This window comes from Gemmatimonadaceae bacterium, assembly GCA_019637355.1.
Taxonomy (GTDB): domain Bacteria; phylum Gemmatimonadota; class Gemmatimonadetes; order Gemmatimonadales; family Gemmatimonadaceae; genus Pseudogemmatithrix.
On record JAHBVT010000001.1, the window covers coordinates 712,800 to 731,067 of the forward strand.

20 protein-coding genes are annotated in these 18,268 nt (G+C 69.7%); 17 read left to right on the forward strand and 3 right to left on the reverse strand.

Annotated features, from left to right (window positions below; translation table 11 throughout):
• Positions 1 to 14 precede the first annotated feature (14 nt).
• From KF689_03165 to KF689_03190, 6 genes are all read left to right on the forward strand, one after another.
• Positions 15 to 263 carry a hypothetical protein gene (locus KF689_03165; protein MBX3132377.1) on the forward strand — a complete coding sequence of 83 codons (249 nt, stop codon included), beginning with the start codon at positions 15 to 17 and terminating at the stop codon, positions 261 to 263.
• Between the two features lie 119 nt (positions 264 to 382).
• Positions 383 to 1,465, forward strand: coding sequence for an ATP-dependent 6-phosphofructokinase (locus KF689_03170; protein MBX3132378.1), 1,083 nt, complete (start codon positions 383 to 385; stop codon positions 1,463 to 1,465).
• Positions 1,466 to 1,514: 49 nt separating this feature from the next.
• Positions 1,515 to 2,030 carry a hypothetical protein gene (locus KF689_03175; protein ID MBX3132379.1) on the forward strand — a complete coding sequence of 172 codons (516 nt, stop codon included), beginning with the start codon at positions 1,515 to 1,517 and terminating at the stop codon, positions 2,028 to 2,030.
• Between the two features lie 161 nt (positions 2,031 to 2,191).
• Complete coding sequence (locus KF689_03180; GenBank protein ID MBX3132380.1) at positions 2,192 to 4,723, forward strand: DEAD/DEAH box helicase; 2,532 nt, start codon at positions 2,192 to 2,194, stop codon at positions 4,721 to 4,723.
• Positions 4,724 to 4,911: 188 nt separating this feature from the next.
• The gene (locus KF689_03185) at positions 4,912 to 5,508 is read left to right on the forward strand and encodes a TetR/AcrR family transcriptional regulator (GenBank protein ID MBX3132381.1); all 597 of its coding nucleotides are present in this window, start codon (positions 4,912 to 4,914) and stop codon (positions 5,506 to 5,508) included.
• A 27-nt stretch (positions 5,509 to 5,535) separates the two neighbouring features.
• Positions 5,536 to 6,141, forward strand: coding sequence for a sigma-70 family RNA polymerase sigma factor (locus KF689_03190; GenBank protein MBX3132382.1), 606 nt, complete (start codon positions 5,536 to 5,538; stop codon positions 6,139 to 6,141).
• A gap of 71 nt (positions 6,142 to 6,212) precedes the next feature.
• On the opposite strand, the gene KF689_03195 is transcribed toward KF689_03190, so the two are convergent.
• On the reverse strand, positions 6,213 to 6,848 hold the full coding sequence (locus KF689_03195; protein ID MBX3132383.1) for an ABATE domain-containing protein: 636 nt from the start codon (positions 6,846 to 6,848) through the stop codon (positions 6,213 to 6,215).
• 36 nt (positions 6,849 to 6,884) lie between these two features.
• On the opposite strand from KF689_03195, the gene KF689_03200 reads away from it, so the two are divergent.
• Positions 6,885 to 7,454 (forward strand): DUF84 family protein, encoded by a 570-nt coding sequence (locus KF689_03200; protein MBX3132384.1) that lies wholly within the window; start codon positions 6,885 to 6,887, stop codon positions 7,452 to 7,454.
• A gap of 158 nt (positions 7,455 to 7,612) precedes the next feature.
• Here the strand turns inward: KF689_03200 and KF689_03205 are convergent, their stop codons facing one another.
• The gene (locus KF689_03205; GenBank protein MBX3132385.1) at positions 7,613 to 8,533 is read right to left on the reverse strand and encodes a universal stress protein; all 921 of its coding nucleotides are present in this window, start codon (positions 8,531 to 8,533) and stop codon (positions 7,613 to 7,615) included.
• A 120-nt stretch (positions 8,534 to 8,653) separates the two neighbouring features.
• Between KF689_03205 and KF689_03210 the strand changes: the two genes are divergently transcribed.
• The gene (locus tag KF689_03210; protein ID MBX3132386.1) at positions 8,654 to 9,085 is read left to right on the forward strand and encodes an acyl-CoA thioesterase; all 432 of its coding nucleotides are present in this window, start codon (positions 8,654 to 8,656) and stop codon (positions 9,083 to 9,085) included.
• Here KF689_03210 and sthA read toward each other — a convergent pair.
• Positions 9,063 to 10,532 carry a Si-specific NAD(P)(+) transhydrogenase gene (gene sthA, locus KF689_03215; GenBank protein ID MBX3132387.1) on the reverse strand — a complete coding sequence of 490 codons (1,470 nt, stop codon included), beginning with the start codon at positions 10,530 to 10,532 and terminating at the stop codon, positions 9,063 to 9,065. The genes KF689_03210 and sthA overlap by 23 nt on opposite strands.
• Positions 10,533 to 10,627: 95 nt before the next feature.
• Between sthA and KF689_03220 the strand changes: the two genes are divergently transcribed.
• From KF689_03220 to KF689_03260, 9 genes are all read left to right on the forward strand, one after another.
• Entirely contained in the window at positions 10,628 to 11,842 is a 1,215-nt protein-coding gene (locus KF689_03220) for a 4-hydroxy-3-methylbut-2-enyl diphosphate reductase (protein MBX3132388.1), read from the forward strand.
• 5 nt (positions 11,843 to 11,847) lie between these two features.
• On the forward strand, positions 11,848 to 12,816 hold the full coding sequence (locus KF689_03225; GenBank protein MBX3132389.1) for a hypothetical protein: 969 nt from the start codon (positions 11,848 to 11,850) through the stop codon (positions 12,814 to 12,816).
• Positions 12,813 to 13,700, forward strand: coding sequence for a hypothetical protein (locus KF689_03230; protein MBX3132390.1), 888 nt, complete (start codon positions 12,813 to 12,815; stop codon positions 13,698 to 13,700). Before KF689_03225 ends, KF689_03230 begins: the two co-directional genes overlap by 4 nt.
• Positions 13,697 to 15,016, forward strand: coding sequence for a fumarylacetoacetase (gene fahA / locus KF689_03235; GenBank protein MBX3132391.1), 1,320 nt, complete (start codon positions 13,697 to 13,699; stop codon positions 15,014 to 15,016). The genes KF689_03230 and fahA overlap by 4 nt, the downstream gene beginning before the upstream one ends.
• 22 nt (positions 15,017 to 15,038) lie before the next feature.
• Positions 15,039 to 15,905, forward strand: coding sequence for a PD40 domain-containing protein (locus KF689_03240; protein MBX3132392.1), 867 nt, complete (start codon positions 15,039 to 15,041; stop codon positions 15,903 to 15,905).
• A complete protein-coding gene (locus KF689_03245; protein MBX3132393.1) occupies positions 15,902 to 16,657 on the forward strand; it encodes a class I SAM-dependent methyltransferase in 756 nt (251 codons plus the stop codon). Before KF689_03240 ends, KF689_03245 begins: the two co-directional genes overlap by 4 nt.
• Positions 16,654 to 17,094, forward strand: coding sequence for a response regulator transcription factor (locus KF689_03250; GenBank protein ID MBX3132394.1), 441 nt, complete (start codon positions 16,654 to 16,656; stop codon positions 17,092 to 17,094). Before KF689_03245 ends, KF689_03250 begins: the two co-directional genes overlap by 4 nt.
• 114 nt (positions 17,095 to 17,208) lie before the next feature.
• Entirely contained in the window at positions 17,209 to 17,730 is a 522-nt protein-coding gene (locus KF689_03255; GenBank protein MBX3132395.1) for a DUF4199 domain-containing protein, read from the forward strand.
• 80 nt (positions 17,731 to 17,810) lie between these two features.
• The gene (locus KF689_03260; GenBank protein ID MBX3132396.1) at positions 17,811 to 18,266 is read left to right on the forward strand and encodes a hypothetical protein; all 456 of its coding nucleotides are present in this window, start codon (positions 17,811 to 17,813) and stop codon (positions 18,264 to 18,266) included.
• Positions 18,267 to 18,268 lie beyond the last annotated feature (2 nt).

Consider the following 18,268-nt stretch of genomic DNA (forward strand, 5'->3'; position numbering starts at 1 on the left):
CCCCGGAGCCCGCCGTGTCGCGCCTCGCCCGCCTTGCCATCTTCGCCGCCGCCGCCACCGCGCTCGGCGCCTGCTACCAAGACCCCGAACAGCAGATCGCCCAGCAGCAGATGATGCTGGATATGAGCGACGCCGTGAACGACATCGGCCTCCAGCTGGCAGACTTGCAGGCGAAGGTGGATTCCCTGCGCGGCGTCATCGCGAAGCAGGACACTGCGATCTACCGGATGGCGAACATCACGGGTGTGCCGTACGTGAGATAGAGGAGAGAAGAGAGCGGACGAATCGCTACGTTGCCCTTCGTCTTCCCTCTCCCAGCCTCCTCCCCTCTCCCATCTCCCCGCCGTCACCCCCCTCCCTCCTCCCCTCTCCCCCTGTCCGAATGCGCATCGCCATCTCCACCGGCGGCGGCGACGCCCCCGGCCTCAACGCCGTGATCCGCGCCGCCACGCTCTCCGCCATCGAGCGCGGCTGGCAGGTGCTCGGCATCAAGCGTGGCTACGCCGGCCTCTTGGGCGAGGACGAAGTCGTTCCGCTCACGCGCGACTCCGTGCGCGGCATCGCGCATCTCGGCGGGACGATCCTGCGCACTACCAACCGCGGCAACCCGTTCGCGTTTCCGGTGCAGCAGCCGGACGGCAGCTTCGTGGAGGCGGACCGCTCGGACGAACTCATCGCCAACGCACGCAACCTGGGCATCGAGGCGATGATCGCCATCGGCGGCGACGGCTCGCTGGCGATCGCGCAGCAGTTGGTGGACAAGGGAATGCGCATCGTCGGCGTACCGAAGACCATCGACAACGACGTCGCGGGCACGGTGTATACCTTCGGCTTCGACACCGCCGTGCAGACGGCGATCGAGGCCATCGACAAGCTGCAGACGACGGCGGAGTCGCACGACCGTGTGCTGGTGCTCGAGGTGATGGGGCGCGAGGCGGGCTTCATCGCGCTGCACTCGGGCGTGGCGGCGGCGGCCGACATCGTGCTGATCCCCGAGATCGGCTGGAAGCTGGAGCACGTCTGCGAGGCGGTGATGCAGCGCGACCGCAGCGGCCGGAAGTTCGCGATCGTGGTGGTGGCCGAGGGCGCGCAGGACGAGAGCGGCCAGGTGTCGCTGATCGGCGAATCGATGCCGGGGCAGGCGCCGCGGATCGGCGGCATCGCGCACCATCTGGCCAAGGCGATCCAGGCAAAGACGGGCAAGGAGTGCCGGGCGATGGTGCTGGGGCACTTGCAGCGCGGCGGGATGCCCACGGGCTACGACCGTCTGCTGGCGACGCGCTTCGGCGGCGCGGCGGCGCAGGCGGTGGCCGATGCCAAGTGGGGGCATATGGTGGCCCTGCAGACGCCACACATCGTGACCGTGCCGATTCGCGAGGCCATCCAGGTGCCGAAGCGGGTGGATCCGAGCCACGATATCGTCGCGACCGCCCGGCGGATGGGAATCAGCTTCGGGGACCGCTGAGGAGCCTGCAGGGTAGAATTCTCTCCCTATGCAGCGATATTCCGTCCCAGTGACCCGCGCCTTCCTCGCCCTCGTGCTGTTCGCCGTGTTTCCGGCCCTGGCCGGGGCGCAGTCGCGTACGCGACCGCAGGAGCAGCCGCGGCTGCCGGCGCACCTGATGCCGCCGGCGGGCAAGTGCCGCATCTGGATGGACGGCGTGCCCGCGGCCCAGCAGCCGGCACCGACGGATTGCCAGACGGCCCTGCGACAGAAGCCGGCCAACGGCACGGTGGTCTTCGGCCCGAGCACGCGGGACGAGCCGAGCAACGCCTTCCGGCCGGCGACGCCGGCCTCGCGCGACACGTCGGGGCGGGGCAATGCGCGGCCGACGCGCGGGCGTCAGGATACGACGCCGGAGCGTGGACGCCCCCAGACGACGCCCTCGCGGGGACGTCCCGACTCGTCGGCGCGGCCGGCGCCCGGCTCGGGCGCCGGCTCGAGGGCTCCGGCCCGTCCCCGTCCCGACTCGGGTCGGCGCCCCGATGACTCGCCGCCAGCGCCACAGGCGCTGGAGCGCACGTCGTAGACGAGTTCGGTCCCACTCGCCCGGTCCGCGACGCCTACCTGCCGCCGGACCGCGAGGCGTTTCTCCGCGCCGGCGGTCCGCGCGGCCGCATCATCGTCATCGCGCCCACGCGCGCCGCCTGCGAGACCATTGAGCTCGCGTTCACTCTGGACATCGAGACGGTGCTGTGGACGTCGCGCGGCGCCGAGCTGAGCCGCTTGGCCGCCGAGCTTGCCGAGAGCGAGGAGCGCCCGCGCCGCGGCTTCGGCATCGTGGCCGGCACGGGCACGGGCAAGACGCTGGCCGTGAAGCCGATCGCCAAGCTGCTGCTCGGCACCGAGGACCTGCGCGTCGGCGTGGTGAACCGCGAGCGCGAGGCGACGCCGGAGACGCCGAGCTGGAACGTCGTCATCGTGACCACCGGCATCGCGCGGCGCTGGTTCCAGGACGGCGACATCCGGCCGCACGACACGCTGGTGGTCGACGAGATCCACCAGACCAGCGCCGAGCTGGAGCTGTGCCTGGCACTGGGCAAGCGTACCGGCTGCCGCTTCGTCTGGCTGTCGGCGACGGTGGATCCGTCGTTCTACAAGCGCTACCTGAACGCGGCGGCGGTGGTGGAGTCGAGCGCGTTTGATCCGAAGAAGGCGGCCAAGGTGGAAGTCGAGCGCAAGAAGCCGGCGAGCTTCCTCGACGACCGCTTCGTGCAGCGCGCGATCAAGGAGCGGCGCGGCATCGGCGTGTTCCTTCCGACGCGCGCCGCGGTGGAGGAAGTGGCCAGCGACGTGGGCGCGCGGTATCCGCGGATGCAGGTGGCGTTCTACCACGGCGGCGAACCCATCCGCGTCATCCGGCCCTTCCTCGAAGGCGAGGTCGAGAAGCCCTTCCTGCTGGCGATGACGGCGGCCGGGCAGAGCGCGCTCAACGTGCAGGGGCTCGACACGGTCGTCATCGACGACACGCGCTTCACGAACATCGTCGAGCAGGGGCGCAACGTGCTGACGCGCCTCCACCTCGGTGCCAACGAGATCCTGCAGATGGCGGGCCGCGTGCACGGTCGCGTGGCCGGCGGACGCGTGTTCATCCTCAGCGACCGTGACATCCGCTTCGACCGGCTGGAGCCGACGTCGCCGGAGTTCCAGCTGGCGGGCGACAGCGAGCGCGTGGCCCTGACCTGCGCGGCGCTGGGCGTGCGCGCCGACGAACTCGTCCTCCCGGTGCCGCTGGACAAGCTCAGTTACAAGCTGAGTCTGGAATTCCTCGAGTCGCGCGGCATCATCGAGGCCGGCCGGCTCACGGAGTACGGCAAGGCCGTCGAAGCGATGCCGGTGGACCGCGCCTGGGCCGAGCTCCTGGTGCACTGCGACGACGAGCTGCTGCCGTACGTGGCGGTGATGGCCAGCGTGGAGTCGTTGCATCGGATGACGCGCGAAGACCGCGATCTGGCGGGCCTCATCGTGCCGGGCAGCGACCACCTCACGACGTACAACGTGTACGCCGAGGCGTTCACGAAGTGCGGCTACCTGGGCGAGGTGTACGGGCTGCCGCGGCAGATGTTCGACGCGAGCATCGAGCGCTGGGCCGAGGGCCGGGGCGTGTTGGTGAAGTCGGTAGAAGACTCGGCCTTGGCGATGGCGAGCATCTATCGCTCGGTGGGCCTGCCGCTGCCGACGCAGATGCCGAGGACGACGCAGGCAGTCGAACGCCGCTGGGTGGAGCTGCTGGCGCGGATTATGCCGTTCGCGTTGGTAATCGACGAGCAGACGGCCTCGGGCGACGAGGCGCGCGTCTCGAAGACCAGTGTCTGCGGGAGCTGGGGCCCGATCGCCGGCACGCTGCGCTACTTCGCCGACAAGTTCGGCGTGGCGCGCGCCGGCATCGAGGGTACGCAGCTCGGGCGCGACCTCATCCGGCAGCACGCCATCGGGCACACGCCGCAGCTGGTGTACGACGCGCAGCAACGCGACCGCCCGCTGGCCCTGGAGCGGCGCCTCACGTACTTCGGCTTCGAGCTGGAACGCGAGCGTGAGACGGTGCAGGACTTTCCGCCGGGCCTGGAGGCCCAGGCGCGGCGCGTGTTGGCCGAGGCGCTGGCGCGCGGCGAGGCCCGTCACGCGGCGATGCCCTACAACCAGCCGCGCATCGCCGAGCTGCGCGAGGTGTGGCGTCGCAGTGGCGGCCGCACCCCGCGGCTGGGTCAGGCGGAGCTCGCGGCGTGGTACGAATCGCAGCTCGAGGGTGTGGCGAGTCTCGCGGCATTTCGCGCGGCGCCGCTGAAGTTCGACCCGGACGTGTTCGTGTCGGGCGCCGAGCGTGCCAAGTGGCTGCAGCTGCCCTCGCACGTGCAGCTGCGCGAGCGCGAGGTGCCGCTGCACTATGAGGTCGAGGAGACGCCCGAAGGGCCGCGCGGCGTGGTGCGCCTGCACCTGCCCGAGAAGATCGCGCGCACGCTGGTGGCCGAGGAGTTGCCGACGCTGGACCGGCCGTTGCGGTTTGCGATCGGGCGCGGGCAGCGCGGCACGATCAAGTCCGACACGCTCGAGGATGCGCAGGAGGAGCTGGCGCGTCCGTGGATGCGTGAGGAAGCCGAGCGTCGGCCAGGGCGCCGCGATGGGCGCGGTGACGGCCGCGGAAACGGGCGCGGGCGCGATGGCCGAGATGACCGCCGGGGCGGGCGTCCGCCGATCCCTCGTGGTGGCCGCCGCCGCCGCTGACGGCCGCTCCCAGGTCGCTCAGCGCGCCGCCTCACTGCGACCAGCCAGTACTAGTCTGACCAACACCGCGCTGCTATTGCGCCCGGTCCAAACTCCTGTCCAACAACTAAGTCATTTCATAGCATTGACTTAGATTGAACGGCACTCTCGCTGTTGTCGATAGGACTTTCGGTCCTAAGTTTGACGCCGTGACGCAGAAGCGTATCCAAATCCTCGATGCCGCGGCGGAGCTGATCGCCGAGAAGGGCTTCGTGCAGACGTCGGTGGACGACGTCATCTCGCGCGCGGGCCTCAGCGGCAAGTCGCACTTCTACCACTACTTCAAGTCCAAGGAATCGCTCGGCCACGAAGTGCTGGCACGGCAGTTCGACGTGCTGGCCGAACGCGGCCTCGCGATCCTGCGCGAGCCGACGCTGGAGCCGATCGAGCGCTTGCACGTCTTCATCGACTCGGTGGTGGCGCTGCAGGCCGAGCGCGGCGGTCGATCGGCCTCGCCCTTTGGCGCGCTGGCGACGGAGATGGCCGCGATGGACGAGGGCTTCCGCGTGCGCATCGCGCGCGTGTTCCGCTCGTGGACCGACGAGATCGCGGGCCTGCTGATGCAGGTGAAGGATCGGCTCGAGGACGACGCGGATCCGCTGCGCCTGGCGCGCTTCGTGGTGGCGACGCTCGAGGGCGCGACCACGATGGCGCGGATGAAGCGGGATGTCAGCCTGATGCACGGCGTGGCGACGGACCTGAAGCGGTTCGTGTCGGGCCACGTGAAGCGCGACGCAACGGCGTAGGACTCGGCGATTCCTGGAGGAATCCGAATGGCGACGATGGCGGCAGGGCTGGGGATCTTCGGAATGGACGAGCGCACGGGCGAGCGCGATCGGGCGGAGCGCCGTGCGCGCTTCGACGCCGAGGTCCTGGGACAACTCGACGCGCTGTACTCCTTTGCGCTGAAGCTGACGCGGGCGCGCGACGAGGCCGAGGACCTGGTCTCGGATACGCTGCTGCGCGCCTTCCAGCGCTGGGAGCAGTACCGCTTGGGGACGAACATCCGGGCCTGGCTCTTCACGATTCTCTACCACGCCTTCGTGAGCCGCAAGCGGCGCATTGATGCGCGCGAGGTGCAGCCGCTCGAGGACGAGGACGGGCGCGAAGTGTTCGAGCCGGTGGGTGAGGCCGATCCCGAGGGAACGTTCTACGACTCGTTCGTGGACCAGGAGATCGTCGATGCGATCCACGCGCTGCCGGAGGAGTATCGCGCGGCGGTGGTGATGAGCGACCTGCACGGGCTGCGCTATGGGGAGATTGCGCAGGCGCTGGGCGTGCCGGAGGGGACGATCAAGAGCCGGTTGTTCCGCGGGCGGCGTCTGCTTCAGGACAAGCTGCGGGGGTATGCGACGGAAATGGGGTACCTGAAGGCGTGAGAGGGGAGACGGGAGGGGGGTGACGGCGGGGAGATGGGAATTGGGAGAGGGTTGGGAGACGGGGCAGGGCCTTAGTCTGCTGCGGTCTTCTTGCGGGTCGCTTGTGCGCGGTGTTTCCGCGCCTTCGCCCGGTTGCCGCAGGTCGTCATCTCGCACCACTTCCGCGTCTTGCTCTTCGTATCGTCCGCGAAGTGGCGCGGGCAGCGGCGGTCGGCGCAGCGACGGATGCGCGGGAGTTCGGCGCGCAGGAGTGAATCGACCGCACTCTCCACGATCGGGATCACCAGGCCGCCGAAGGCGTCGCCGACGGGGACAAAGGTCCTCGCGTAGCCGGCGGCGGTCTCCTCCACCTTCCGCGTGCCGACGCTGCGGCCCAGGATCCGGTTGATCTCCTCCACCGCCTGATGCCGCGCGCGCGCCGACTCGGCGCCGCGGCCGTGCTCGGCGAGCTGCCGCAGGGTGGCGCGTACGCGACGGGCCTCGACAAGGGCGGCCGCAGCCCCGGAGGGCTGCTCGGTGGCTCGGCGTCGCAGGAGTGCGGCGCGCTCAGCGTCGACGACGTCGGCGGCGGCGAGCCAGTCCACGAATGCCTCGAAGGACGCGAGGCCGTCGACACGTTGGCCGAGCCTCGCATCGTCGGTGTTGACGAAGTCGAGCCAGAGACGACCGGCGATGAACACCGGAGGGGCGGCGGGCGCGGACGGCATTACCACGAAGATAGGCGCCGCGCCTAGATTCGGGGGATGCCGTCCTCGATCACGCGTGTCGCCGTGGGCTCAGCGAATCCCGTGAAGCTCGCCGCCGCCTCGGCGGTGATCCGTGGGTACGTCCCCGAAGCCATCGTCGAGGCGCGGCCGGTGCCGAGTGGTGTGCCGGACCAGCCGTTCGGCGACGAGCAGACCATCGCCGGTGCGCGTGCGCGCGCCCGCGGTGCCCGCGAGGCGGCCGACGCCGACCTCGGCGTGGGCCTCGAGGGCGGCGTCGTGGACGGCCCGGCCGGAATGCGCACCTGCGCCTGGTGCGTGGTGGTGCACCGCGACGGCCGCGAAGGCATCGGCGGCTCGCTGGCGATGCCGTTGCCGGACGCCGTGGCCGAGATGATTCGAGGCGGAGAGGAACTCGGCTACGCGATGGACCGCTTCGCGAACGAGCGGGGCACGAAGCACGGGAAGGGGGCCGTGGGGATTCTTACTGCGGGCCGCATTGACCGGCAGGCGGCGTATGAGGTGCTGGTGGCGTATGCGGTGGTGCCGTTCGTGAGTGCGGAGTTGTTTGAGCGGATGCCGGGAGACGGGAGAAGGGGAGGAGGGTGACGGCGGGGAGAGGGGAGATGGGAGAGGGGTGAGAGAAGGCAAATGGCCGGGAGAGGATGTGCCGCCCGATGGGTTGGCTTCCTCTCCCCACCGTCTGCCGTCTGCCACCTCCCTGCCGTCACCCTTCTCTCCGCCTCCCCTCTCTCGCTGCGCCCCCCTCAATCCTTCATCGGCCGCAACACCAATACCGGCCGCTTCGCCCCGCGAATTAGCTTGTCCGCCACCGACCCGACGAACAGGCGCGAGACCCCGCGACCCTGCGTCGCGAGCGCGAGCAGGTCGGGCTCGGTCTCCTCGACGTGCGCCAGCAGGGCCTTCACGGGCGAGAGTTCCACGCGCACGACGGCACGGGCCTTGACGCCGGCGTCGGTGAGGCCCTTCACGACGTTGTCGATGGCATCCTTGGCGGCCTGCGTCTCGGCGTCGATACCGTAGGGATCCGGCCGGTCGGACGAGGTGAGGATGCTGGCGACGTCGTTGGGGATGAACGGCGCGACCATCCGTACGACTTCGATCGTGGCGCCGAAGAGCAGCGCGAGATCGCGCGCGGCGGGAATGATTCCGTCGGCGCGCGAGGAGCCGTCGAGGGCCATCACGATGTTCTTGGGCACGAACGACTCGCCCTTGTGCGCGTCATTTTCGGGTAGGGCGAGCACGGCGCGGTTCGAGTGGCGAATGACCGCATCGCAGACGGAGCCCAGCCAGCCGGGCGCGAAGCCGCCGGCCCCGTGGGTGGTCATCACGATGAGGCCGGCGCCGACGTCGTCGGCGGCCTGGGTGATGCAGGCGCCCGGCGTGCCGTCCTCGACGCGCGCGGAGACCTTCACGCCCCATTCCTTCGCGAGGTCGTGGGCTTTCGTTTCCACGTAGCGCTTCGCGCGGTCCCGCAGGGCGTCATCCGCAGCCAGCATATCCTGCGTGAACACGCCCTCGGCCGTCGCGCCGACGATGGCCAGCGGCACGTGGGCGCGGACGAGGTGGACTTCGCCGCCGGCGCGGCGGGCGATATCGAGCGCGATGGGCAACGCGCGTTCGGCGAGCGCGGATCCATCCAGGGGCACGAGGATCGAGCGGAGCATAAGGCCTCCGGGCCTGAGGGGAGCATCTTCCGGCGCCCCGGTCGCGGGGCGCTGCTGGATGCTACCATTCTACACCGTGGGATGGCGTAGGTCCTTCCCCGAACCTCTGTCAGCGAAATCGTGACGACACCGCACAGCTTGCCCTTCCGCATCCAGACGCGCGTGCGCTGGAGCGACTGCGATCCGCTCGGCATCATCTGGTATGGCGCGTACCTCAAGTACTTCGAGGCGGCCGAGCACGAGATGATGCGGGCGGCGGGGTTGCCCTTCGAGACGCTGCGCCTGGAGCGCAAGGTGCAGATTCCGCGCAAGGCATTCCAGGTGGAGTTCCACTCGCCGGCGCAGATGGACGAGCTGCTCGATGTCGAAGTCGGCGTGGCCAAGCTGGGCACGACCAGCCTCACGCTACGCTTCGAGGTCTACCGGTCCTCGGACCGCGCGCACCGCGCGAGCGCGACGCTGACGGTGGTGAGCGTGGTGAAGGAGACGATGGAGAAGCGCCCGCTGCCCGACTGGCTGCGCGAGGCGCTCACGCCGTACGTGGTGGCGTGACCGGCGTCCCGATGGCGGGCGTGCGCGCGTTGGCTTCCATCGCGCGCGAGACGCGACGCTGCAGCCGCTGCAGGCCGTCGTAGGCGGCGTACTTGAAGGCGTCGCCGAGCGTGGGATAGTTGAAGACGGCTTCGATGAAGTAGTCGAGCGTGGCGCCGAAGTGCAGCGCCGCCGCCGGGACGTGGATCAGTTCGCAGGCCCCTTCGCCGACGACGCTGGCGCCGAGCAGGCGCTTGTCGTCGCTGCGGAAGACGAGCTTCACGAAGCCTTCGGTGTCGCCGATGATCTGCCCGCGCGGGTTGCCGCGGAACGAGGCCTTGCCGATCTCGCAGGGAATCCCCTTGGCGCGGGCCTCGTCCTCGCCGACGCCGACGGTGGCGATCTCCGGCACCGTCCACACGCCGTAGGGCAGCACGGTCCCCATCGCCAGCTTGTACTTGAGGTCGAAGGCGTGGCACATCGCGACGCGGGCCTGCTCCATCGCGGTGGAGGCGAGCGCGGGAAAGCCCACGAGGTCGCCGGCGGCGAAGATGTGCGGGACGTTGGTGCGGTAGGTGGCATCCACGGGCACGAAGCCCCGGTCGTTGGTGCGGACGCCGGCCGCCCCGAGCTGCAGGGACTCGACGTTGCCCTCGCGGCCGGCGCAGTAGAGCACGCAGTCGGCGGCGAGTTCCTGTCCGTCGCCGAGCGTGACGGTGGCGAGGTCGCCCTCGACGCGCACGCCGGTGACGGCGGCATCGAGCACGACCTGCACGCCGAGGCGCCGCGTGAGCTCGGTGCGCAGGGCTTCGGAGAGGTCCGCGTCGAGCTGCATCAGCAGGCGGTCGCGCGAGTTGATGAGCGTCACGCGCACGCCGAGGGCGCCGAAGATGCCGGCGTACTCGCAGCCGATGACGCCGCCGCCGATGACGACGAGGCGCCGCGGGATCTGCCCCAGCGTGAGGATGTCGTCGCTGTTGAGCACGATGCGGCCGTCGAAGGGAATGTCCTTCGGGTGCGAGGGCCGTGAGCCGGTGGCGAGCAAGAAGACGTCGGCAGCGATACGGCGCGCCGCCTGCCCGTAGCGGGCCACCTCGACCGTGTGCGCATCGGCGAACCGCGCCGCGCCCAACACCCGGGTGACGCGATGCTTCTCGAGGTTGGCGTCGATGGCCTGCCAGGCGTTCTCGACGACGGCACGCTCGCGGTGCATAAAATCGCCGATCGTGATGTCGCTCTTCACGCGGTAGTCCACGCCGTAGAGGCCGCGTTGGCGCAGGCCGCTCAAGTAGAGGGCCGTCTCGCGGAGCGTCTTGCTGGGAATCGTCCCGGTATTGACGGCGGCACCACCGGGCTTGGGTGCGCGTTCAATGAGGCAGACGGACTTGCCGAAATAGGCGGCCTGCGCGGCGCCCTTCTCCCCGGCGGGTCCGCTCCCGATGACGCACAGGTCGTAGTGCTCGGCCATTGCGCCAAGCTACCGCCCGTCGAGGCGCTCCGCGAGCCGGGGTCCACGGCACGGCAGGCCCGACGACCGCCCCTCCCGCCCCTTAGATTTCCCGTATGTCCCACGATGCCACGTACGTCCGGAAGGGCTTCGGCCTGAAGGCCGAGGTCCAGGAGACGCTGACCGCCGATTACGACGGCCAGCTGGTGGACCTGCTGCTGGCCCGCGAGCACACGCTGGTGGCCGGCGACGTCACCATCCGCCTGGCCAAGGAGTTCGGCTTCTGCTACGGCGTGGAGCGGGCGGTGGAGTACGCGTACCAGACGCGGCTCAAGTTCCCGGACAAGCGGATCTTCCTCGCCGGCGAGATCATCCACAACCCGCACGTCAACGCCAAGCTGCGGGAGATGGGCATCGTGTTCCTCAAGCCCAGCGACAAGGGCTTCGACTACACCGGCGTCGAGCCGCAGGACGTGGTGATCCTGCCGGCGTTCGGCGTGACGATCCAGGACTTTGAGACGCTGCGCGGCCTCGGCTGCGTGATGGTGGACACGACCTGCGGCTCGGTGCTGAACGTCTGGAAGCGGGTGGATGCCTATGCCCGCGACCGCTTCACCGCCCTCATCCACGGCAAGTACTACCACGAGGAGACGCGGGCGACGGCGTCGCAGGTGGAGAAGTATCCGGGCGGGACCTACCTGGTGGTGCGCGATATGGCGCAGGCCGAGGATGTGATGGCCTACATCGCGGGTACGTTCGCGGGCGGGCGCGAGGCCTTCCTCGCCAAGTACGCACACGCGGCGAGTCCGCACTTCGACCCGGACCTGCACCTGCAGCGCATCGGCGTGGCCAACCAGACGACGATGTTGGCACGCGAGTCGCTGGCCATCGGCGAGGCGGTGGGGCAGGCGATGGCGCGGGTGCACGGCGAGGCGCATCGGGCCGAGCACTTCCGCACCTTCGACACCATCTGCTCGGCGACGCAGGACCGGCAGGATGCGGTGAACGCGCTGCTGACCGAGCCGTTGGACGTGATGCTGGTGGTCGGCGGCTACAACTCGTCGAACACCATCTCGCTGGCGGCGCTGTGCGCCGAGAAGGTGCGCACGTATCACATCGAGGACGCCGCTTGCTTGGACCCGGCGGCGGGTGCGATTCGACACCGCGACCTCGCCACGGGCAAGGAAGTGTCGGAGGCCGCGTGGTTGCCTGCGGCGGGGGCGGTGCGCGTGGGGCTGACGGCCGGGGCGAGCACGCCGAACAACAAGATCGGCGAGACGGTGTCGCGCGTGCTGCAGACGCGCGGCGTGGACCTGGCGACCGTCGTCTGAGCGCCGTGCCTGCGTTGGCCGCCGCGGAGCCAGGCTTCATCGCCCTCGAAGGGGGCGACTCGCGGATTGAGGTGGTGCCTTCGCTGGGCGGCAGGATCCGCTCGCTGGATCTGTTCGGGCGCGAGTGGCTGCATCAAGGCGGCGCGGCGGAGCTGCCGCGCGTGAACCTCGCGGCGACGGCGGGCGCGGGCTGGGACGAATGCGCGCCCAGCGCCGGCGGCGGCAGCGTGCCGGAGTGGGTGAAGGGCGTCGGCGGACGGCCGATCCCGATCGGCGGCGAAGCGCGGACGCAGCATCCCGAGACGACACTGCTGACCGACGCCGACGGGCACAAGGTGACCTGCGTGTGGCGTGGCGAGCGGATGCCCTGGGTGCTGACGCGCACCGTGCTGGTGCGGCCAGACGGCGCAGTCGAGGCCCGCTACGAGGCGCTGACCACCGGCCGCGAGCGTCTGCCGTTCCTCTGGAGTGCGTGGATGACGCTCCCGCTGACGAAGCTCACGCGACTGCGTCTGCCTGACGGGGGCCGCTTTCGCGTGGCGTCGTTGAGCGGCGCCACGATGACCGGCGGCGTGATGGAGGGCGACGGCAAGTGGCCGCGCCTCATTCTGGACGAGAAGTCGCGCGACCTCTCGACGCCGTGGAGCATCCCGCGCAAGGCGCAGATCGGTGCGTGGCTCGACCTCGGCGGCGGACGCTCGATGATCCAGGTGTGGGAGGAGGAGGCGCGGCTGACCATCAGCTGTGACGGCGCGGGCGTGCCGTACTGCGGGGTGTTCATTGACCGCAGCGGGATGCAGCACGCGCGCTCCCGCGGGCTGGGCAAGGTCGGGACGCCGACGCTGTGCATTGCGCCGTCGCTGGGGGCGCCCGATACATATTTTGAAGCGCTCGGCGCGTGGCAGTCGATGACCTGGCTGGTGCCGGGCGAACCGCGCCGCTGGACCGTGACGATTCGAGGAGGCACTGCGTGACTGCGTTGGCGCCGTTAGTGGACGGCTTGGTGGACTATGCGGGCGTCTTCCCACCAGCCTCGCTGCCGATCAGCGAGGCGGTGGCGCGGTACGCCGCGTACCGCGGGGGCCCGGACCGCGAGATGCTCGGGCGATTCGTCGTGCCCGTCGAGGGCTTGGGCGCACTGGCGCTGGCCCGCAGCGGCATCACCCGCGAGCCCTGCGACGTCGGGCCCTGGCCCCTGGCCGTCCTGGCCAGCGCCGCCGATGCCCAAGCCATCGCGAGTTTCGACGCCGTGCACGGGGCGACGCTGCGCGTGGACACCATCGAAGCCAAGGCCGACGATCCGATGACCATCGCCGCGCTGGCGTCCACGTACCCGGAGCATCCGGTGTACGTGGAGATTGCGTCCGCGAGCGATCCGGAGCCGCTGATCCGCGAGCTGGCGCGGCACGGGCTGCGCGCGAAGCTGCGGATGGGCGGCATCGTCGCGGAGTCGTTCCCGGCGCCTGACGCCGTGCTGCGCTTCCTCGCGACCTGCGAAAAGCACCGCGTTCCCTTCAAGGCGACCGCCGGATTGCACCACCCGCTGCGTGGCGAGTTTCCGTTGACGTATCAACCGAACTGCGCGTCCGGCACGATGTACGGCTTCCTCAACGTGTACTTCGCGGCGCTGTTTCTCTACGCCGGATACTCCGCTGAGGCGGTGCGTCCGTTGCTTGACGAGCGTGATCCGGACGCGTTCTTCACCATCGGTGACGACGTGCTCTGGCGCGGACTGCGTCTGGACGCCGACACCATCCGCGAGACGCGGCTGCACTTCGTGGGCTCGTTCGGCTCCTGTTCGTTCGAGGAGCCGTCGCGGGAGCTCTCGCATCTCACGCTCCTGCCGTTCCTCTCTTGACGTTCGACGCGACGCTCGACCCGGCGCTCCGCAGCTGGGTGGACTCGGCGAACCTTCCCGGCGCCGATTTCCCGATCCAGAACCTGCCCTTCGGCTGCTTCCACCCGGCAGAGGGCCAACTGGCGCGCTGCGGCGTCGCCATCGGCACGCAGATCCTCGACCTGCTGGCGGCGCGCGAGGCCGGATTGCTCGATGGCCTGCGTGCAGAAGTGGTCGATGCCTGCGGCGCTGAATCGCTGACGCCGCTGTTCGCGACGGGCCGCAGCGGCATCAGCAGCCTGCGCCAGCGCGCGAGTGCGCTGCTCGCCAGCGGCGGTGATGCCGCGACGCGCGCCCGTGCCGTTCCCGGTCTGCTCGTGCCGCAGGACAGCGTGCGGATGGCGTTGCCGGCGGTCATCGGCGATTACACGGACTTCTACGCGAGCATCGACCACGCGACGAACGTGGGCTCGATGTTCCGGCCGGACAATCCGCTGCTGCCCAACTACAAGCACGTGCCGATCGGCTACCACGGCCGCGCGAGCTCGGTCGTGGTGAGCGGCGGCACGGTGAAGCGGCCGATGGGGCAGGTCTCGGCCAAGCCGGAGGGGCCGCCGACGTTCGGGCCCAGCGCGCGGATGGACTACGAGCTTGAGGTCGGTGCGTTCATCGCCGGCGGCAACGCGATGGGACACGCGATTCCGCTTGCCGAGGCGGAGCGTCACGTGGCCGGTCTGGTGTTGGTGAACGATTGGTCGGCGCGCGACGTGCAGGCCTGGGAGTATCAGCCGCTGGGTCCGTTCCTCGCGAAGAACTTCGCGACGACCGTCTCGCCGTGGGTGGTGACCCTGGACGCGCTGGAGCCCTTCCGCGTGCCGGCCCGCGAGCGCGACGCCGGCGATCCGGCGCCGCTGCCGTATCTCACGGACGCACGCAACGAGCGGGCCGGCGGATTCGGCATCTCGCTCGAGGTGTGGCTGCGCAGCGCGCGGATGCGCGAGGCCGGCGAAGCGGCGGTGCGCATCTCGCACGGCGACTTCACGCGGATGTATTGGACGATGGCGCAGATGCTCACGCACCACGCCAGCAACGGCTGCAACCTGCGGCCGGGCGACTTGCTCGCGAGCGGTACGGTGAGCGGCGCCACCAAGGATTCGCGCGGCTGCCTGCTCGAGCTCACTTGGCGCGGCAGCGAGCCGATCACGCTGCCCAATGGCGAGACGCGTAGCTTCCTTGCCGACGGCGACGAAGTGATCCTGCGCGGGTGGTGTGAAAGGCCGGGCGCGGTGCGCATCGGCTTTGGCGAATGCCGAGGGCAGTTGCTCCCGGCCGGATGAGTCCCCTGCGGAGGGTGTGTTGATGCGCGGATGGGCGGTGGCGATGCTGTTGGCCTGCGCTGGCCCCTCGTTGGGCGCGCAGGGCGGGACGGACATCTGGGTGCTGCGCCTCACTGAACGGGCCGGCAGCGTGACGCTCGGTCAGCCGCTCAACGTCACGCGGCGTGCGGGATACGACAACCAACCGGCGTTCACGCCAGACGGCCAAGGCCTGCTCTTCACGAGCATCCGCGAGGACGCGCAGGCGGACATCTACCGTGTGCCGGTGACGGGCGGTGCGGCCACGCGGCTGATCGGCACGCCGGAGAGCGAGTATTCGGCCACGCCGCTGCCTGGCGGCGACGGCGTGAGCGTGATCCGCGTGGAGATGGACTCCACGCAGCGGCTGTGGCGCTTCGGCTGGAACGGGCAGGCACAGCGCGCCTTGATTCCCGCGCTCAAGCCCGTGGGCTACCACGTGTGGGTGGGCACCGACCACATCGGCGCGTTCGTGCTCGGGTCGCCCAACGCGCTGGTGCTGATCAGCGCACTGACTGAGCGCGTGGACACGCTCGCGCGCGGCATCGGCCGGGCCTTCGCGCGCGTGCCAAGCCGACTCGCGTTCACGTTCGTGCACTTCCACGGGGATACGAGCTGGATTGGCGAAGTGGACGTGCGTACGCAGGCGGTGCGCCGCATCGCGATTGCGCCGCCCGGCGGCGAGTACCACGTGTGGACGCCCGGCGGCGCGCTGCTGGCGACGGCGGACAGCCGCATCTATCGCCGTGAGGGCGAGGCCTGGGTGGTGGTGGCCGACTACGCGGCGCTCGGCATCCGCAACATCTCGCGCATCGCCATCAGTCCGCAGGGTGACCGCATCGCGTTTGTCGCGGCGGATCCACGACCTTGAGCGCCGGGAGCGCGCACTTCGCGCATCTGTTCAGCGGACACGCGTCCACCTACGCGGCGTTCCGGCCCAGGTATCCCGATGCGCTGTACGAGTGGCTGCTCTCCCACACGCCGCAGCGTGAGCAGGCCTGGGACGTGGGCACGGGCAATGGACAGGTGGCCTTGGCGCTGGCCGAGCATTTCGCGCAGGTGATGGCGACGGACCCGAGCGCCGAGCAGCTCGCGGCCGCGCCGGCGCACCCGCGCGTGCAGTACCGCGTGGCGACGTACGACTCGGCGTTGGCGCCTGCGTCCGCGGGCCTCGTGACGGTGGGGCAGGCGCTGCATTGGTTCGACCTGCCGCAGTTCTTCGCCGAGGTGAAGCGCGTGCTCGTGCCCGGCGGGCTCTTCGCGGCGTTCGCGTATGTGCACAGCGGCGTGGATGCCAAACTCGACCAGGTGACGCGGCATTACCACGATGTGACCTGTGATGCGTACTGGGCGCCGGAGCATCACCTGATTCGCAATGCGTATCGCACGCTCGCGCTGCCGATCGCAGAGATTCCCGCACCGGAGATGTTCGTCGAGGCGACGATGACCCTGGCGCAGTATGCCGGGTTCTTCCGGTCGTGGAGTGCGACGCAGCGCTTGCTGCGCGCAGAGGGCGAGGCGCCGGTGCTGGCCTTCGAGCGCGCGTTGGCGGAGGCCTGGGGCGAGGACGTGCCGCGACTGGTGCGCTGGCCGCTGATCGTGCGCGCGGGGCGGCTCGTATGATGCGCAACGTGCTCGTGTACGGCGTCGTGGCCGGGCTCTGCGTCGCGTTCCTGCGGCTGATCGAGTATCGCTGGCTCGTGCTCGAGCATTCGTGGGAGATCTACGGCGGGCTCGTGGCGGCGCTGTTCGCGGGCCTCGGGATCTGGCTCGGACTGCGCCTGACGCGCAAGCAGGTGGAGCTGCGCGAGGTGCTGGTGCCGGCACCCGCCGTGTTCGTGCGCGACGAGGCCAAGGTGGAGTCACTGGGACTCACGCCGCGCGAGCTGGAGATCCTGGCGCTGATGGCGGAGGGGCTGAGCAACCGCGAGATCGCCGAGCGGGCCTTCGTGAGCGAGAATACCGTGAAGACCCACGCCGGACGGGTGTTCGAGAAGCTGGGCGCGGCGCGGCGGACGCAGGCGATTCAGCGGGCGCGCGAGCTCCGGTTGGTTCCGTAGGCCTCGCCCAAACGGGTGATTCTGGCCGTCGGGAGCGAAAATCACCCTTTCTGGTGACGCGCGGCGGCCGGGGCAGGGCTAGGATGCGGCCGACTTCTACCCTTGGAGAGACAGATGCGCAAGATCGTCCTGACGTTCGGCCTGATTGCCGGCGCGGTGATGTCCGGGATGCTGGTCCTCACGCTCCCGTTTCAGGACCAGTTGGACAGCAGCACCGGCGTCATCATCGGGTACACCTCGATGGTGTTGGCTTCGCTGATGATCTATTTCGGCGTGCGGCAGTACCGCGACAACGTCTGCGACGGGCGGATTCAGTTCGGACAGGCCTTCAAGGCAGGCCTCGCGATCTCGGCCGTGGCGGTGGCCTGCTATGTGGTGACCTGGGAAGTGGTGTTCAACGCGTTCCTGCCGGACTTCGGGGAGAAGTACTTGGCCGAGACCTTGGAACGGGCACGAGCGGCTGGCGCGACGGCAGCTGAGCTGGCGGAGAAGGCCGCCGAGGGCGAGAAGTTCTGGGCGATGTACAAGAGCAACCCATTGGTACGTATCGGGTTCACGATCCTGGAGCCGCTGCCGGTGGTGTTGTTGTTCAGCCTGGGGACTGCGGGGCTGCTCAAGCGGAAGCAGCAGGCCTAGGCTGACCGCTTGCCCGGTGCAGGGCCAGCGACACAGCTTGAATGGTCGCTGTCCCTGCTCGGTCCTCCACCAGAACCACTATGCCGTCCAAGAGCATTCCCCGTCCGTCGAAGCCCTCCGCACACCCTGTGCGCGATGCCGGCGATGCATTGCACCGTGCCGCCCAGGAGTGCTGCCATCAGCACGAACGCATCGGCGCGCTGATCAAGCTCGGTGCCGACGACCAGGAGTTTGAGTCGGCCTGGGATATGGCGGACCTCGCCGAGCAGCAGCTGGGGCTACGGACGGCGCACTATGAGGAGATGGCGGCGGCGGGGCGCGGGGCGGAGCCGGAAGACTGGTGGCATCGCGCAAACGCGCTCTGGATGGCGTGCCGGGAGTACTCGCGGCGGTACTCCGCGAGTGCGGTCGCGGCATCGCGGCGGAAGCGGCATACCGAGAAGGAACTGCAGGAGATCGCGGTGGAGTACGAGCTCGAGGTCTCGGCGCGGCTGGCGGTGAAGCAGGCGATGAAGGCGTACGGGGAGCGTGCGTAGAG